Consider the following 17,771-nt stretch of genomic DNA (forward strand, 5'->3'; position numbering starts at 1 on the left):
ACTAAAATAAAAACCGGCATCGCTGTCGATGCCGGCCTTTCTTATCTTAACGAAACGAATCTTTCAGGATCGACTGCATTGGATCGTGCACCGTTCCAAGGACCGACGTGAATTTCAAAATGGAGATGCGAACCGAATGAACGTCCCGTATTGCCCATTTGCCCTACACTTTGCCCTTGAGAAACTGATTGGCCAACAGAAACGCCAATTGAGTTTAAGTGTGCATAAACTGTAGCGTGTGTTTGTCCGTTAATTGAGTGAGTAACGATGACAACATTGCCGTATCCGCCCATTGAACCTGCATAAGACACGAAACCGTGCGCTGCTGAAACGACATTCGTTCCAACACTATTTGCAATATCCACACCTTGGTGGAATTCCTGGCCAGCGCCAATATCGCGCCATCCGAAATCAGATGTGAAGCGTCCAGAAGTGGGACGGATAAAGTCTGCACTGATCGGTGCTGAATAAGATACAACAGGTGTTGGCGCAGGAGCAGGCGTTGGCGCTGCAGCTGGTGCCGCTGGAGCGCTTGGTGCCGGCTCAGATTTAGCACTCGCTTTTTTAGCTGCAGCTGCTTTTTCCGCTGCTGCCTTTTCTGCCGCTGCCTGTTGTGCTGCCGCAAGCTGGGCCGCTGCTTGTTCAGCCGCTGCCTTTTCTGCTGCCGCTTTCGCTGCCGCAGCACGCTCAGCAGCTAATTTGCGCTGGCGCTCTTCTTCCGCTTTTCTGGCTAATTCAGCCAAACGTTCCTGTTCTGCGATAATCTGGTTTTCAAGTTCTTTCGAAACTTCAATCGATTCTTCGCGCTGATCAACCAAGTCGGCTTTCTCGCTTGCCAAACGTTTTTGTTCTGCTTGCAATTCTTTTTGCAATCCGGCTTGCTCAGCTTTCTGTCCGCTGAGTGAGCCTTTCAATGATTCAAGTTCAGCGCGGCGCTGTTCCTGCTGTGCCAATTTCGTTTCGACTTGCGCTTTTTGTTCTGCAAGCATTTTTTTATCCTGTGCTTGTTCTTTCATGATTTCCCGATCTGCATCAATCAACGTGTTGACGGCTGAAAAACGGTCGATGAAATCGATAAAGCTGTTCGCTCCGAGCAATACGTCTATGTAATCAACAGAACCGCCGCTCAACTGAATAGCGCGGGCTCTCTCTTGAAGCAATTCCGTTCTATCGGAAATCTTGCGCTCCAATTCCTTGATTGATGATTTTAACTCATTTATTTCAGTTACTGTTTTTTCTATGTCGCCTTCTACGCTGGAAATCTTCGCTTCGGTTTCACCGATTTTAGCTTCCAGTTTCTTAATCTGAGACATGATTCTTTCTAACGTCGTCTCATTTTTCTTCATTTCACCAGTTTTTTCAGAGATGCCTGAATTCAATTGATTTTGCTGCTGTTCTGCTTGTTGCTGTTTTTGTTCCAGCTCAGTTAATTTATCCGCATTAGCGGTCGGCATCAATACCGACAACGCTAATACGGATGATAAACTGGCCAACACCCATTTCGACTTCGAGCCCAAGTTCGTGTTCCCCTTTCGGATGACGTTCTCTCTTTTTTCTTCTCTCTCTTATCTTGCTGTCATCTCTATCTCTAAGTTGTATGTTATACGCGAAGGAATTTCCGGATTGACATGAAACTGCCCCAGACGCCGATAAAGACGCCCATCAATAGGATCAAGCCGCCCACTTGGTAGATGAACGGTGTAAAGTCAAGCAACTGGAATAATTCCCCGCTCAATTTCGGCTGTATGAATTCGAGCGTATTATAGTAGAGCGCTGCTACCAGGCCGATTGGTATGATCGATCCCAGCAAGCCAAGCCACATGCCTTCCAGTATGAATGGCACACGGACAAACCAGTTGGTCGCCCCTACAAGTTTCATAATCTCAATTTCCCGGCGACGTGCCACGATCGTGATGCGGATCGTATTGGAAATCAAGAACATTGCTGTGAAGAGCAGTGCCAGTATTAACACCAAACCGACATTTCTTCCGGCATTCAGGAAATTGAATAACTTCTCAATTTTGCCTTTGCCATACTCGACTTTTTCTATGTTCTCAATTTCAGCAATTTCTGCTGCCACATTTCCAGTTTGTTGAGGATTTGAAGCTTTAACATAAAAAACGTCGAACAATGGATTATTTTGCTGGAATAAATCCAGCTCATTTCCGAAATCAAGAACAAGATCAGCTAATTCTTCTTCTTTAGTGGAATAGACTGCTGATTCCACTTCGGGTATGTCGACTATCGTTTCTTCGATGCTCTGCTTTCGAGCTTCGTCCGTCTCCAATGAGACAAAGACCTTCATTTCAACATCGTTTTCCAAATCGTCTGCAACTTTGTTCAAGTTCATCATGATTAAGACGAAAACTCCAACAAGCAGCAAGGTCACTGTTACAGCACTGACAGATGCAAACGTCATCCAGCCATTGCGTCCTAGGCTTTTCAGGCTTTCACGGAAATGGCGCCATAATGTTCTAGCTTTCATAACCGTAATCACCTCCGTCTACGTCACGGACAATCAGTCCGCCTTCTATGGCAATTACGCGATGGCGAATGGTGTTGACGATTTCCTTGTTATGAGTCGCCATTAAAATCGTCGTGCCTGTGGCGTTGATCTTTTCGAACAGGTTCATGATATCCCAAGCAGTTTCAGGATCCAGGTTTCCTGTAGGCTCATCGGCAATAACTACTTTCGGTTTATTGACGATCGAGCGTGCAATCGATACCCGCTGTGCCTCGCCGCCGGACAATTCCGTCGGGAACATGCGAGCTTTATGCTTCAATCCAACCATATCCAGCACGTCTAAGACGCGTTCGCGGATTCTAGAAGGTGATTCTTCGATAACTTCCAATGCGAATGCAACATTTTCGTAAACATTCAACCTTGGCAAAAGTTTAAAATCTTGGAATACGACGCCCATTTGGCGGCGCAGCATTGGCACTTTTTTATTCTTCAATGTAGCAAGATCAATGCCATCTACGAACATTTGCCCTGAAGTCGGGCGTTCTTCACGATACATCATTTTGATGAAAGTCGATTTCCCAGCACCGCTGGGCCCTACTACATAAACGAATTCGCCTTGGTCGATTTCAACATTCAGTCCGTTGAGCGCTACAATGCCATTCGGATATTTTTTATAAACATTCTTCATTTGAATCATTTAATAACCACCTATATGAATTAAGTTTCCCTAAGCTGAGTTTATCTGACTGAAAAATTCCGGCAGAATCATTATAACATCCTAAACCTTTTTTTTTATTACAGTTCTGTATCAAATGGGTTTGTTGATATACATCCAACATTATAGAGGAATAAAGTAATAGCTGATTGGGCCATATCCAGCTGTGGAGAACGTCGTTTAATTTAACACATAAATGTTCTATCCGCAAATTATTATCATTCTTGTGCAAAAAGAAAAACCGGCCATTTGGCCGGTTTATTTCTTCTCGGACAGCCATTTCGCTACAGCTGTCGCTTCTTCGCCTTCAATGATTCCCGCAGGCATTGCCCCGCGGCCATTTTCAATGACACCTAAAATCTCTTCTTCTGATAACCGGGCACCGACATCATTCAACGGCGGGAAGTTCCCTTGCCCTTCGAGATTTTCACCATGGCAGGAAATACAGTTTTGCTGAACAACTTGTTCAGCATCCACAGCTGCCGTGTCTCCGTCTCCTGAGTCTGCAGGCGGTTCAGCAGTATCTTCTCCGCCTCCGCATGCTCCAAGAACCAATGCAGAACCGAATAATAAAGCCATCAATTGCTTTTTCATTCAATGTTCCTCCTCGCTATAGTATCTATCTAATACAGTATATACCAATACTAAGCTCTTTTGAAACCCTCTCCTAGCACTTCCGCCGCATCAGAAACTATGACAAATGCGCCAGGGTCGACATCTTTCACCACTTTTTTCAGCCGGGTGAACTCCGTCTGATGGACAACCACAAGAAGGATTGGCTTTTCCGCTTCTGTATAGCCGCCTGTTGCTGTCAGCTTTGTGACGCCCCGGTCAATTTCTTCATAGATGGCATCGCGCATTTCGACTTGTTTGTTGGTGATAATATAAACAAGTTTCGATCTGCCGAAGCCGACTTGCACCAAGTCGATCGTTTTCGTCGTCACATATAAACCGACCAAAGCATATAAGCCTTTTTCAATATCAAAGACAAGCGCAGCTGCTAGCACAATCAGTCCGTCTATGAGCGCTACACTGGTGCCTAACGTGAAACCGGTATACTTCGTGATAATCTGCGCAGCCAAATCGGTTCCTCCAGTTGATGCATTGCCGCGGAAGACGATGCCAAGCCCAAGCCCGACAAGAATCCCTCCGAACAAAGCACCAAGCAGCGGATTCAGCGTCCACGGTTCCCAGGCTTCTGTCAAAAAGACCACAAACGGCAGGAATACCGTTCCCACTGCCGTTTTGGCACCGAAATTACGCCCAAGCAAAATTACGCCGGCAATGAACAACGGAATATTGAACGCCCATTGAACGAAAGCCGGCTTCCAGTCGAAGAGGCCTTTTAAAATTGTACTGATGCCGCTCACACCGCCTGAAGCCACTTCATTCGGCAGCAAAAATACATTAAACGAAATTGCCACAATTGCGGAGCCGACGATGATACTGAAATATTCACCAAAGATCCGCAGCAGCGGATGCGGATCTTTGCGGTTGCGTTGTTTGTTTTTCATCATGATGGTTTGAATCCTCTTTCCTTTATATGCTCGTTAACCCTGTCAGAGTATACCAAAGGAACCGCCGCTTGTGAACTTCATCAAGATAAAGCAGGATGCCATCTATCTCATTATGGAACGTATAAGCTAGTCGATATTCCGCAAAACAGCCCCGCTAAAACATATGCTCCTGCATCGCTTCACTGCTCCCTTGGGAGTCGGAACTATTTTGCTCCATATCTGGAGAACCTATAGACATTGCAGAAAGCATATCTTTCGTCTTTTTCGGTAAACGAAATGATTTTCTATATTAAGAAATACCTTTGAATGAAGCGGAAGGCGGCGACTCCTGCGGGATTAGCGAGACAGACGAGACCCTGCAGGAGCAAAGCGACGAAGCGGCTCGGCGCTCGCCCCGCGGAAAGCGTCCGTCTGAAGCGAAATGCAAAACAACCATTTAAGTTTCTCGACAGTCTGAAAAGCCCGGAAGCGTTTTCCGCTTCCGGGCTTTGGCTTATTGCATTTTTGAACGCAGCAATGAGTTGATGAAGCCGTCAATATCGCCATCCATGACAGCCTGGAGATTGCCGGTTTCGTAATTCGTGCGATGGTCTTTGACCATTGAATAGGGGTGGAATACGTAAGAACGGATCTGGCTTCCCCAGCCGATTTCCTTTTGTTCTCCACGGATTTCAAGCAATTGCTCTTCCTGCTCCTGTATCTTAAGAGCATACAATTTCGCTTTCAGCATCTGCATCGCTTTCTCGCGGTTTTTAATCTGTGAGCGTTCCTGTTGGCACGTCACAACCGAATTGGTTGGAAGGTGAGTGATGCGGACAGCGGAATCTGTCGTGTTGATGTGCTGGCCGCCTGCGCCGCTTGCGCGGTACGTATCAATCTTCAGATCTTCCGTACGGATATCAATTTCGATTTCACCGGTAAATTCCGGCATCACTTCACATGATACGAACGATGTGTGGCGGCGTCCCGAAGAATCGAAAGGTGAAATGCGGACGAGGCGGTGCACGCCTTTTTCAGCTTTCAAGTAGCCGTAAGCATTGTGGCCTTTGATGCTGAGCGTGACCGATTTCACACCCGCTTCGTCTCCAGCCAGGTAATCCAATGTTTCTACTTTGAAGCCGCGCTTTTCAGCCCAACGCGTATACATGCGAAGCAGCATTGAACACCAATCCTGGGACTCGGTGCCGCCTGCGCCTGGATGCAATTCCAAAATCGCATTGTTTTTATCATAAGGCTCGCTGAGCAGCATCGTCAGTTCGTAATCGGCCAGTTCTGAAATGAAAGCTTTCATTTCAGAAGCCAGTTCGTCATGCAATTCTTCATCTTCTTCTTCACGCAACAATTCCAATGTCATTTCCAGGTTTTCCTGGGTTTCGACAAAGTTATGGTAGGTATTGACGATTTCCTTTAAACCGTTCGCTTCTGAAATGACCACTTGCGCTGAATCCTGGTCGTTCCAAAAATTCGGGTCCAACATCATTTCGTCCAGTTCCTGAATGCGGGCTTCTTTGTTCTCTAAGTCAAAGTGACCCCCTAAAGTCGGCCAATTTGCTGGCGGATTTGTCGAGTTCATTGCGGATGCTTGCTAATTCTATCATTATAAGTTCCTCCTCAAAATAACACCGAAGAGCATTCGCTCTTCGGCATGGCTTGCTTATTATGCTGTTGTCGTACCGTGGCAATTCTTATATTTCTTGCCGCTGCCGCAAGGGCAAGGGTCATTGCGCCCTACTAAAACATCCTTGCGTGCGGGTTCTTTTCTTTTAACTGCCGCTGGCCCATCCTCTTTCGGATTAACCGCTTGGCCTTTCGCAACTTCTTCACGTTCCAAGTTGCTGCGGATTTCAGCCTTCATGGCGTATTTTGCCACATCTTCTTCGATTGCCTGTACCATTTCCTCGAACATCGCAAATCCTTCTTGCTGATATTCACGAAGCGGGTCATTCTGTGCATACGCACGAAGGTGAATCCCTTGGCGAAGCTGGTCCATCGCATCGATGTGGTCGATCCACTTCGTATCGATTGAACGGAGAAGGACGACTTTTTCGAATTCGCGCATGCGGTCCGGCGTCAATTCCTCTTCTTTTTCATCGTAGCGTTTATTGACAGCCGCCGTGATGAATTCGATCAATTCCTGCTGGTTCTTGCCTTCAAGGTCAGCCAATGTAATGGTGTGTTCCGGCAGCAGATTCGCACCGATCAATTCAGACATCGCTTTCAGGTTCCAGTTTTCCGGTTTTTCGTCAACTGTGTGGGCATAGACCATGCGTTCGATTGAACCATCGATCATTTTTTCCACTAGCGAACGCATATTGCCGGTTTCAAGAACTTCCATCCGTTCTTTATAGATAACTTCACGCTGCTGGCGCAAAACATCGTCGTATTGCAGCAAACGTTTCCGTGCGTCAAAGTTATTGCCTTCTACCCGTTTCTGGGCGGATTCCACAGAACGCGTCACCATCTTCGACTGAAGCGGCTGTGAATCATCCATTCCCAATTTGCCCATCATCGAACGCATTGCATCAGAGCCGAAACGGCGCATCAAATCATCTTCCAATGAAAGATAGAATTGCGTTACACCCGGATCTCCTTGGCGGCCTGAACGTCCGCGCAGCTGGTTATCGATGCGGCGGGATTCATGGCGCTCTGTACCGAGCACCGCAAGGCCGCCCGCTTCGATGACGCCTTCTCCAAGCTTGATATCCGTACCACGGCCTGCCATGTTCGTCGCAATTGTCACTGCGCCTTTTTGGCCGGCATTCAAAATGATTTCCGCTTCGGAAGCGTGGTTTTTAGCGTTCAAGACAGAATGCTTGATGCCTTCTTTTTTCAGGTAAGCTGAAATGATTTCTGAGGTTTCAATAGCTACCGTACCGACAAGCACCGGCTGGCCATTTTTATGGCGCTCAGCGATATCTTCTGCAACCGCTTTGTATTTCCCAGCGATTGTTGCATAGATCAAATCGACCCGGTCATCACGGATGATCGGTTTATTGGTCGGAATCGTAATGACGTTCATATTGTAGATATTGCGGAATTCCTCTTCCTCTGTTTTCGCTGTACCGGTCATCCCGGACAATTTCGAATACATACGGAAAAAGTTCTGGAACGTGATCGTTGCCATCGTCATTGACTCGTTTTGGACTTCAAGGCCTTCTTTTGCCTCAATTGCCTGGTGCAGGCCATCAGAATAGCGGCGGCCTTTCATCAAGCGTCCTGTAAATTGGTCAACGATGACCACTTCGCCGTCCTGCACTACATAATCGACGTCGTTATGCATCGTCACTTGCGCTTTCAGCGATTGGTTCACTGCATGGTTCAAGCGCACATGCTTCATGTCGAATAAATTATCGATGCTGAAAGCTTTTTCGATTTTCTCGATGCCTTCCTCCGTCAACACGACGCCTTTTGTTGTTTCATCAAACGTGTAATCCGTGTCTTTCATTAGAAGGCGTGCAAACGCATTTGCCTGCATATAAAGCTGGGCCGCTTTTGCTGCTTGGCCTGAAATGATCAATGGAGTCCGTGCTTCATCAATCAGAATTGAATCGACTTCATCGATGACTGCGTAATTCAGCGGACGCTGAACCATATCAGTTTTATAAAGCACCATGTTATCGCGCAGATAATCAAATCCAAGCTCATTATTCGTGCTGTACGTGACATCCGCCGCATAGGCTGCTCTTTTTTCATCTTTCGTCAAGCTGTTCAAATTCATGCCGACTGTCAATCCGAGCCATTCATATAAACGGCCCATTTCGATCGCATCGCGGCTTGCCAAATATTCGTTGACGGTTACAACGTGAACGCCTTTTTTAGCAAGTGCATTCAAATAGACGGCAAGTGTCGATGTCAAAGTTTTACCTTCCCCGGTCTTCATCTCGGAGATATTCCCTTCGTGAAGGGACACTGCCCCCATGATCTGAACGCGGAAAGGATACATGCCAAGAACACGCTTTGATGCTTCGCGGACTGTCGCGAATGCCTCAGGCAGCAAATCATCCAATGTTTCGCCTTTTGCATGGCGCGCCACAAACTCATCCGTTTTCGCTTTTAACGCGTCGTCGGATAAAGCAGCATAATCTGCTGCCAATGCTTCAACCGAATCCGCTGTCTTTTCTAATCTTTTCAAGTCCCGTTTGTTCGGATCGAATACTTTATTCAATACTCCAAGCATATATAACCGCTCCCTGTATAGTGTCTGGCTGTCCCTTAATGAGATGCCAAAACGCTTTTGCTATTGTGTAATAATCTGCAGGCACAATAATGCTATTGCCGGTGCGCCTTTTCTTAGTAATCCATGACAAAAATTCTCATGACTCATTTTAACACTGCAAAGAACCCTGTGCAAATAAACAAGAGTCCATTTATAGGCTTGTTAAGCATAATCACCATAGAAAAAAGCCTCTCGCTAGGAGAGGCTTTTCATCTGACTCAGCTTGTTTCGATCAAGCCGTATGTTCCATCTTTTCGTTTGTAAACGATATTTGTGCCGTTTGATTCTGCATCGGTGAAGACAAAGAAATTATGGCCAAGCATATTCATCTGCAGAACCGCTTCTTCTTCATCCATCGGTTTCAAATCAAATTGCTTCGTGCGCACAATTGTCAGATCCTCTTCTTCCTCTTCTAGAGAATCGAGGACTCTCGTTTCGTTTTCAATTGATGCAAACGCTGTGCCAAGGCTTTCGCGGTCACGGAATTTGCGGTTGATGCGTGTTTTATATTTTCTGATTTGGCGTTCCAATTTGGCAACGATCAAATCGATAGCTGCGTATAAATCTTCATGGCGTTCTTCCCCGCGGAGCACCAGGTTCTTCATTGGCACTGTAACTTCCGCTTGAGTCTGGCTGTTATTAATCGTTTTTAAGTTAACCATAACCGTAGCATCAGTTCCTTCAGGGAAATAACGTTCGATTTTTTCAACTTTCTTTTCAATATGTTCGCGAATTGCTGGAGTTACCTCAAAGTTGTCGCCTCGAATGTTAAATAGTAGCATGTTAACTCCTCCTTCTATTAGCTTACACAGTATTATTTCTATAACTTCCCTTAACATTCCTGCTTAAAACGTGAAAAGTTTCAAGTTCGTAAAGATTAGGTAAATAAATTAATAAGGAGATGAAAATTATGCTAAAAAACAAAATTATTGTTGTCACCGGTGCTGCACAAGGCATCGGAAAGAGCATCGCAGAGCATTTTGCAGCACAGCACGCTACAGTCATTGCATTGGATATTGAAGAAGTGAAAATCGACGGGGTGGAATTCCGGCGCTGCAATGTCGGCAACTTCAACGAAGTGATTGAGACATTCGCCTCTATTAACAAAGACCATGGCGCTATACACATTCTCATTAATAATGCAGGCATATCCGAATTCAAATCCATATGGGAAGTGGATGAAAAAGAATGGGACAGAGTTCTGGACACTAACCTTAAAAGCGTGTTCATCTGCAGCCGTGAAGCTGCAAGGTTCATGACCGACGATATCCGTTCCATCGTCAATATGACTTCAACACGAGCTTTCATGTCCGAACCCAATACTGAAACGTATTCGGCCTCTAAAGGCGGAATTTACGCGTTGACCCATTCATTGGCCGCCACGCTTAGCGAAAACAGTATCCGGGTCAACTCTATCGCTCCGGGATGGATCCATACCGGAGATGAAAAAGATTTGCGTTCCATAGACCACCAGCAGCATTGGAGCGGCCGCGTTGGAAAAGTTGATGATATTGCACGTGCATGCCTGTTCCTATGCGATCCGAAGAACGACTTTATCACCGGCGAATGCTTGAAGATCGATGGCGGCATGACCCGTAAAATGATTTACGAACATTAAGAAAAGAATTATTTATATTATTTAAAGAATAAAAAGTCATTTCATCTTAGGTATACCGGATACTGCGCTCCATGCGGACGCTTTCCGCGGACGAAGCGCTGAGCCTCCTCGTCGCAAGCTCCTGCGGGGTCTCATCACTCCGTTCTTCCGCAGGAGTCGCCGCATTGCGCTCCGAATCCTTGAGAGATTTCTTATGAAAAAGTAGATGAGTTGGTTACTCTCTTTAATGAGAGCTACATGCTAATAACCGATCTGGCCACGAAGACTCCTGTGGGACAGCGAAGGCTGAAGACCCCGCAGAAACGTTAGTGACGAGGAGACTGAAGCTGAGCCCACGAAAAGCGAAGTGGCCAGAACGGTTGGGGTATTCACAGTTATCCATTTTGATTAGATTTTGTCTACAGTCTGAGAAAAGAAATAGGCCTGCCGTGCCAGCAGGCCTATTTCTTTTCTTTCAAAGCTTTCACTTCATCCGCGATGAACATTTCACGCACAGCGTCCCGCGTTAAGTGGAGGCCGTAAATCCACCCGCCAGCCGCTTCTTTCTTCCATACGACCAGGCAATCCGCGCTGATTGTTTCATTCGTTATGGCGAATGAAATGTTCAAGGAATCGGCATGGGCAGGAAGTTCATCGTCTACAAATATCCGTGCTCCAGATGGAGAGATATCCAGCAGCAATCCGAATACGGCATTTTCCAGCCCAGACTTGAATTTCAAGCGGATTTCTGGTGGCTTGCCAAAGGCATGCCTGAAACTTTCCGTTCTGTCGAAAACCATGATTGCCCTCCCCTGCTTATGCGCGGATCAAGGTAAACAGCTTAATTTCACCGGCTCCCGCCATTTTCAATTCTTTTGCAGCATGGCGCATTGTCGTGCCGGTTGCATACAAATCATCGATTAATATGATTTTATCCGGAATCGGCTTGCCGTTCCACTCGAACAACTTCGTGCTTTCCAAGCGTTCCTGGCGGCTCTTTTTACCTTGTACTTGAGCTGTTTTTGACAAGAGATGTGTAAATGGCAACCCCGCAGACGCCAGCAGTTCATCCACTTGTGAAAAAGTCCTTTGTTTCAGCTTTTCTGTATTCATCGGTATCGGCACCAGTAGGGCATCAACTTTGCAGAGAGCTTCGTTGATCTCACCTGAAAAGACTTCCGAAAGAACGACGTCCTGCAGAAATTTATATTGATGCAAATAAGTTTTCATCGCGTCGTTATACGCATACAAGCTTTTGCCGGAATGCACCAGACCCGCAAATTCCGTCTTTTCCCATTCGCTGCAGTCCCGGCATATTCCATCCGCTGAAAGTCCGCATATTTTGCAGCATTCTTTTGGCACCCTGCAGAATTCGGCTTTGCACGAGGGACAGGCTGTTTCGGAAAAATCACGAAAGAACAGGCTTCGCCAAGTTGGCTCATGCCTCATTTTCTGGTCGCATAAATAACAATTCAGCGCATTCCCCTCCTGTTGTAAAAGCTTATCATCGATTTCGCTTTGTCCATTTCCCGGGAAATACCATCGTGGAAAAAGCTTATATCGCCCGCCGGATAAGAAATTGAACGCCCAGCCCTCCCAGCAATCTGAATCAAAGCGGAAGCATTAAAAAGCTCATCGTCCGCCCCGACTACCGCTACTTGCACATTCGGTATGGTGATGCCACGTTCCAATATGGTCGACGTTAACAGTCCGGGGATGTCTCCATTACGCAAGGCCATAACTTTTTCCTTGCGCTGAAAATCTTTGGAATGCACCGCTTCAATGCGGACATCCAATTTTTTGAAGAGCGGAATACTGTGCTCAATCAATTCGATCGTCGGCAAAAACAGCAGAAATGGCTCTTGTTTCGCGATGCGTTCCTCGACCCACACGACAAGCTTTCGAGGAATGGCGTTGCGCTCCAGTTTTTTCTTATACCTCCAAAGCGGCTTGAATTTCGGTACTGGCAGATCATGGCCGTGGAAACGCCTGAAGATTTCGGAGCGGTTTGCTGTTGCTTTCAATAATTTATCAGAAGGTGTCGCTGATACAAATACAATCGGCGAATCCGGTATTGCTGCTTTCAATACAGCCCGCTCCAAGGCCTCGTCAAAAGAATAAGGAAACGCATCCGCTTCGTCGACAATCATGACATCGAACGCCTTTTCGAATCTGTACAATTGATGTGTCGTCGAAATGACGATATCCGCGAAACCTTTTTCTATTGGGGCACCGCCATACAATGTATGGACGGTCGTTGACGGGAACACCGCACGGATTCTCGGCGACAGCTCCAGAACAACGTCCGTGCGCGGTGCCGCGATGCAGATGCGGAGCCCTTTTTGGAGCGCATCGAATATCGGCTGGAAGAGCAATTCCGTTTTTCCCGCTCCACAGACCGCATAGACCAGATGATTTTCTTTTCTTGCCAAGCTTTCAGCTACTTCTGTCGAAGCAGTTTTTTGGGCAGCAGTCAGGGTGCCGCTCCAATTGAATGAATGGTTCAGATGAAGTTTAGGGGATGGGGACGCCCAGGAGATCAATTCCGTACAGGAACTGATGCGCCCCATTTGAATGCAATGCCGGCAATAAAAACAGACGCTGCCGCATTTCGCACAATTATAAGATAGGATTTTATGAGGGGATTTTTCCAGGCAGCGGGAGCATTGGCCGTCTGCTGTGATGCCTTTGATTACGAGCAAATCGCCTTTGGCAATGGCGCGTTCGATTTGTTCTTCTGGGAAAGGGGTGAAATCTTTCAGCCATATTCTTCCCGTGAAAAATGCTTCCAATTCATTCATCCGCATCTTCCTTCCATATTATAAGTGGCTTTGGCTGGTTATTTTCTAACCCAGCCCAAGCCCATTGCGCCTTCTCCTAAATGCGTTCCGATGACCGGCCCGAAATAAGAAATACCGAATTCCACTTCGGGGCATTCCAGTTTTAATTGTTCCATCCATTTTTCAGCTTCTTCAGGACGGTTGGCATGGATTACTGTCGCCTGAATTTGGCCGCCAGCTCTTACATCGTCTTTTAACAAGTCACCGATCCGCTTCATCGCTTTCTTGCGGGTGCGGATTTTCTCAAAAGGAACAATCACTTTTTCTTTAAAATGGAGCAGCGGCTTGATTTGCAGCATACCGCCCACAATTGCTTGTGCATTCGACAGGCGGCCGCCCCGGCTCAGATGCATCAGGTCTTCGACCATGAAATAGGCGCGCATCGACTTTTTCATTTCATTCAACTCCGCGATGATAGTCGCGGCATTTTCTCCGGAATTGGCCATTTCTGCAGCCTTGACTGCATAAAACCCTTGCATCGCACATGAAATTTCTGAATCGAACGAATAGACAGCTGCCCCTTCTACAAGATCATTTGCCTGAACAGAACCATTGAAAGTTCCACTGATGCCGCTTGATAAGTGAATGGAAATAATCTCATCATGATTTTCAGCCAGTTTATTGTACAAATTGACAAATTCACCTAATGGCGGCTGGGATGTTTTGGGCAATGTGCTGCTCACTTTTTTATAAAAATCATCAACATGCAATTCCTCTTCTTCTGCATAAGACTCTTGGTTAAAAGTCACTTGCAGCGGAATCATTTCGATATTTTTCGCTTTCCGGACATGCTCCGGTAGATAAGCGGTACTGTCGGTTACAATCGCTGTTTTCAATTCTATCAGCCTCCATTGCCAGTTTAACAAAAATAACGTTATAAAAATACATAAATAAGCAGCCGTAATCCCAAGCAATTGGAGATGAAAACAATAAAGACAGGATGTGGCGCAAGTTCCGCCATATCCTGTCTCCTTCTAGTTCATCCGCAGCTTGGGGCATCGCCTTAGCTTCCTTCTATCCGTTCTGTGCCAAATTTATTGGCTGCCGATAAAGTGGAGCGCACTGACAAGCCAGTTTCCTTCTTCTTTCTTGAAGACCACTACCTGTCTGCCTGTCTGCCCGGTGCTTTTATCGGAATTCGGATCTTTCATCTCTACATCGATTGTTGCGTATACTTCAGCGCGGCCCGCTTCATACTTCACAATCGTTTCATCAGAAGTCGTATAGGCCGTATCGTATGCAGCAAATGCTTCTTCCAAAGCCTTCTTGTCTTCATCCCGGTCAAAGCCTTCCGGATTTTCGGAAATCACTGCCATATACCGCTCCGTATCTTCTGCATTGAATGCTTCGATATATTCTTTATAAGAAGCTAAAATCGCTTTTTCTTCTTCAGCTGGTACTTCTGCCTGCTGCACATTGCCTTCATCGTCCAGTGTAAAACCGACTTCTCCGCCGTCTTCAATGCCATGCCCGACAGCGTTATTTTCCGCAGAAGCATTGCCATCTTCTGAAGTATTGCCGTTTTCAGCCGCTTCTTCTTCACCTGAACACCCTGCCAAAACAAGGATGAGTCCTGCAGCTACTAGATATTTTTTCATCACGCATTCCTCCTGCCGTCAATTTTGCCATAGCTCGCCATCAAATACAATGAAGAAACTGTGTCTAAACGCCATAGAAAAAAGCCTGCATTTTCAGCAGGCTTTTAAACATTTTTAACGTACTTCAACCCAGCCATTTTTAATTGCTGTGACAACCGCTTGTGTACGGTCATTCACTTGCATTTTTTGGAGAATGCTGGAAACATGGTTTTTTACCGTTTTTTCAGAAATGAACAAAGTTTCACCGATTACACGGTTGCTTTGGCCATCTGTCAAAAGCTGGAGCACTTCGCTTTCACGTTTTGTCAGCAAATGATACGGACGGCGAATTTCAGTTTGATGGAAAGAGCCTTTGTTTTCGCGTTCGCTTAAACGCCGGAATTCCATCACTAAATTGCGTGTGACTTTCGGATGCAGGTACGATCCGCCTTTAGCCACTACTTTAATGGCCTGGATAATCGCTTCTGCGTCCATTTCTTTCAGCATATAGCCAAGTGCACCTGTTTTAAGGGCATGTGTCACATAGGACTCATCATCGTGAATCGACAGCATAATGACTTTCGCATCCGGGAAGTTCTCGATCAATTCGCCCGTTGCTTCTACACCATTTTTCTGTGGCATGTTGATATCCATCAACACGACATCCGGCTGGTATTCTTCGTATAATTTAAGTACTTCTGTTCCGTCTCCGCCTTCAGCGACGACTTCAAACGAGTCTTCAAAATCCAGAATGCGTTTAACTCCTTCGCGGAACAATTGATGGTCGTCAATAATAATAATCTTCGTCATTATGTTGTCCTCCTCAATACCGTCTCTTAACTTTCAGTCTCCAATGGAATCTGGAACATCAATACCGTGCCGTTGCCAGGCGAGGAATTGATGAAAAACTCACCGTTCACCAATTCAATGCGCTCTTTCATGCCCAACAGACCAAATGATTGGTTTTTCACAATGCTTTGGTCAAATCCAGCTCCATTGTCTTTTACGATCAGCGTTACATGGTTTTTCAGCCATTCCACTTTCACTTCTATCTGAGAAGCTTTGCCGTGCCTTACTGCATTGGTGATGGCTTCTTGAACCAGCCTGAAAATGGCAGTTTCGTAATTACTGGGAAGCCGCACTTCATTGCCGTTCGACTGAAAGTAAAGTTTGGTACCCTTGTTGTAATCTTCTGTAGTTTCAAGATATTTCTTTAATGTCGGTACAAGCCCCAGATCATCCAAGGCCATGGGTCGCAAATCGTAAATGATTCTTCTCACTTCAGTGAGCGCATCGCGTACCATTTCTTTTAATGATTTAATCTCCTGGAAAGCCAGTTCCGGCCCTTTTTCCCGGTAAGTCCGTTCGATCAGGTCCGAGCGGAGCAGCACATTCGCCATCATCTGGGCGGGGCCGTCATGGATTTCCCGCGAAAGCCGTTTTCGTTCTTCTTCTTGCGCTTCAATAATGCGCAGGCTATAATCTTGCTTTAGCTTGGCTTTATCAATCGCTTCACCAACGTCTTCGTAATCGGAAGTCAAATAGCTTATCGTCACGTTCAGCCGGTTGGCAAGATGCTCGGCGCGTTCAATCGTCTGAAGCAGTGATTGCAGGCGGCGCTGCAGCCGGTCCCGTTTTTGGCGATACTGTTTTTCTTCAGCCCGGTTTTCCGCCAATTGCACTTGCAGCCTATTTGCCTGTTCATACGCTTGGCTGACCTGGTTTTCTGAAAGTGTATCAAAAAACTTCGAGACTTCTGCTAGACGCCTTCGCGCCGCGCGTGTCTTGCCTTCCAAAAGGTCGCCGGCCTTTACAATCCGTGTGATGTTCGACCGGACATCTTCGAGCTCATTTTTCATATCTTCATAACTTTGGCGACTTTGTTCACTGATGACGAAAATATCCTGCTTCGAACTTTCCATTCTATCCAGGACATCGCCGAAAATGGAATCCAGTGCTTTCACATCGTATTTTTTAGCCATTTAAAAACCGCCTTAGCTATACTGAACTGTATATAGGGGTAAAATCTGTATACCTTTATGCCTGTTACGACTTAAACTAGTATATCACTTTATAAGCAAATCCATATTAAAAACACATTACATATTATCTGATTACATTTTACACCAGGAGGCGTTAAAATGCGAGAAAATTACAAAACTATCGGCGAAATGAAATCATGCGAAATCATTATACAAAAATCCCGTTTTATCGGCTATGCAGCACGTGCTGAAACCGAAAAAGAAGCAATCGATTTTATTGATTCCATTAAGGCCAAGCATCGCGGCGCCAATCACAATTGTTCAGCCTATATAATCGGTGAACATAATATTATCCAAAAAGCGAATGACGATGGTGAACCTAGCGGAACGGCCGGCGTCCCAATCCTGGAAGTGATAAAAAAACAAGGGTTAAAAGACACAGTAATTGTTGTCACCCGTTATTTCGGAGGCATTAAGCTTGGCGGAGGCGGATTGATTCGCGCTTATGGAAAAACAGCCAGCGAAGCAATTTCGGCCGCAGGAGTTGTAGAACGGCGGCTGCATTACCGGATGAACGTCTCGATTGACTATACATGGCTTGGCAAAATCGAAAATGAGATACGCCAATCCGAATATCCATTGGATGACATCGTATACGCTGAAGGAGTGGATTTGCACATCTTCGTTCCAGTTGAAAAAGAAGACGATTTCATCACATGGATTAACGAATTGACCAATGGCCAAGCCGACATCAGGGCTTTGGAAAATAAATTTTTGGAGTTTAATGCCATTTAATCAATTATCATTTACGTATCATTTAACTCAGTATATAATAGATAGAATCTATGTATGCCACTTTGCAT

Annotated in this window: 17 protein-coding genes; 2 read left to right on the plus strand and 15 right to left on the minus strand. The window is 45.9% G+C overall.

The features are described 5' to 3' along the window. Positions 1–41: 41 nt before the first annotated feature. The 8 genes from QMA09_RS08900 to hpf all read right to left on the minus strand — a co-directional run bounded on the left by QMA09_RS08900 (position 42) and on the right by hpf (position 9,694). Positions 42–1,517 (minus strand): murein hydrolase activator EnvC family protein, encoded by a 1,476-nt coding sequence (locus tag QMA09_RS08900; protein WP_135502311.1) that lies wholly within the window; start codon positions 1,515–1,517, stop codon positions 42–44. Positions 1,518–1,600: 83 nt separating this feature from the next. Then, positions 1,601–2,485 (minus strand): permease-like cell division protein FtsX, encoded by an 885-nt coding sequence (ftsX, locus tag QMA09_RS08905; protein WP_135502309.1) that lies wholly within the window; start codon positions 2,483–2,485, stop codon positions 1,601–1,603. Continuing rightward, entirely contained in the window at positions 2,475–3,161 is a 687-nt protein-coding gene (gene ftsE / locus QMA09_RS08910; protein WP_135502307.1) for a cell division ATP-binding protein FtsE, read from the minus strand. Before ftsE ends, ftsX begins: the two co-directional genes overlap by 11 nt. A 276-nt stretch (positions 3,162–3,437) precedes the next feature. Continuing rightward, entirely contained in the window at positions 3,438–3,773 is a 336-nt protein-coding gene (cccB, locus tag QMA09_RS08915) for a cytochrome c551 (RefSeq protein ID WP_135502304.1), read from the minus strand. 50 nt (positions 3,774–3,823) lie between these two features. Then, positions 3,824–4,696: a YitT family protein gene (locus tag QMA09_RS08920; RefSeq protein WP_135502302.1), complete on the minus strand. Its 873-nt coding sequence runs from the start codon at positions 4,694–4,696 to the stop codon at positions 3,824–3,826. Positions 4,697–5,189: 493 nt separating this feature from the next. Then, a protein-coding gene (prfB, locus tag QMA09_RS08925; protein ID WP_183736421.1) for a peptide chain release factor 2 occupies positions 5,190–6,291 on the minus strand; the annotation gives its coding sequence in 2 pieces (ribosomal slippage) (positions 5,190–6,218 and positions 6,220–6,291; 1,101 coding nt in all). A gap of 62 nt (positions 6,292–6,353) precedes the next feature. Beyond that, the gene (gene secA, locus QMA09_RS08930; protein ID WP_290212831.1) at positions 6,354–8,873 is read right to left on the minus strand and encodes a preprotein translocase subunit SecA; all 2,520 of its coding nucleotides are present in this window, start codon (positions 8,871–8,873) and stop codon (positions 6,354–6,356) included. Positions 8,874–9,130: 257 nt separating this feature from the next. Then, positions 9,131–9,694 carry a ribosome hibernation-promoting factor, HPF/YfiA family gene (gene hpf, locus QMA09_RS08935; RefSeq protein WP_135502299.1) on the minus strand — a complete coding sequence of 188 codons (564 nt, stop codon included), beginning with the start codon at positions 9,692–9,694 and terminating at the stop codon, positions 9,131–9,133. A gap of 128 nt (positions 9,695–9,822) precedes the next feature. On the opposite strand from hpf, the gene QMA09_RS08940 reads away from it, so the two are divergent. Further along, on the plus strand, positions 9,823–10,530 hold the full coding sequence (locus QMA09_RS08940; RefSeq protein WP_290212832.1) for an SDR family NAD(P)-dependent oxidoreductase: 708 nt from the start codon (positions 9,823–9,825) through the stop codon (positions 10,528–10,530). 440 nt (positions 10,531–10,970) lie between these two features. Here QMA09_RS08940 and QMA09_RS08945 read toward each other — a convergent pair whose 3' ends face one another. The 7 genes from QMA09_RS08945 to QMA09_RS08975 all read right to left on the minus strand — a co-directional run bounded on the left by QMA09_RS08945 (position 10,971) and on the right by QMA09_RS08975 (position 16,908). Further along, positions 10,971–11,309 (minus strand): PilZ domain-containing protein, encoded by a 339-nt coding sequence (locus QMA09_RS08945; RefSeq protein ID WP_290212833.1) that lies wholly within the window; start codon positions 11,307–11,309, stop codon positions 10,971–10,973. A 16-nt stretch (positions 11,310–11,325) separates the two neighbouring features. After that, positions 11,326–11,871, minus strand: a complete 546-nt coding sequence (locus QMA09_RS08950; protein WP_290212834.1) for a ComF family protein — start codon at positions 11,869–11,871, stop codon at positions 11,326–11,328. A 110-nt stretch (positions 11,872–11,981) separates the two neighbouring features. Then, the gene (locus QMA09_RS08955) at positions 11,982–13,310 is read right to left on the minus strand and encodes an ATP-dependent helicase ComFA (protein ID WP_290212835.1); all 1,329 of its coding nucleotides are present in this window, start codon (positions 13,308–13,310) and stop codon (positions 11,982–11,984) included. A gap of 38 nt (positions 13,311–13,348) precedes the next feature. Next, positions 13,349–14,185, minus strand: coding sequence for a DegV family protein (locus QMA09_RS08960; protein ID WP_135502289.1), 837 nt, complete (start codon positions 14,183–14,185; stop codon positions 13,349–13,351). Between the two features lie 198 nt (positions 14,186–14,383). Next, positions 14,384–14,947, minus strand: coding sequence for a DUF4440 domain-containing protein (locus tag QMA09_RS08965; protein WP_135502287.1), 564 nt, complete (start codon positions 14,945–14,947; stop codon positions 14,384–14,386). Between the two features lie 114 nt (positions 14,948–15,061). Continuing rightward, positions 15,062–15,736, minus strand: coding sequence for a response regulator (locus tag QMA09_RS08970; protein WP_135502285.1), 675 nt, complete (start codon positions 15,734–15,736; stop codon positions 15,062–15,064). 26 nt (positions 15,737–15,762) lie between these two features. After that, positions 15,763–16,908 carry a sensor histidine kinase gene (locus QMA09_RS08975; protein ID WP_290212836.1) on the minus strand — a complete coding sequence of 382 codons (1,146 nt, stop codon included), beginning with the start codon at positions 16,906–16,908 and terminating at the stop codon, positions 15,763–15,765. A gap of 159 nt (positions 16,909–17,067) precedes the next feature. Here QMA09_RS08975 and QMA09_RS08980 point away from each other — a divergent pair, with 159 nt between their 5' ends. Then, positions 17,068–17,703, plus strand: coding sequence for a YigZ family protein (locus tag QMA09_RS08980; RefSeq protein WP_290212837.1), 636 nt, complete (start codon positions 17,068–17,070; stop codon positions 17,701–17,703). Positions 17,704–17,771: the final 68 nt, after the last annotated feature.

Source organism: Planococcus sp. APC 3906 (assembly GCF_030407685.1).
GTDB lineage: Bacteria > Bacillota > Bacilli > Bacillales_A > Planococcaceae > Planococcus > Planococcus koreensis.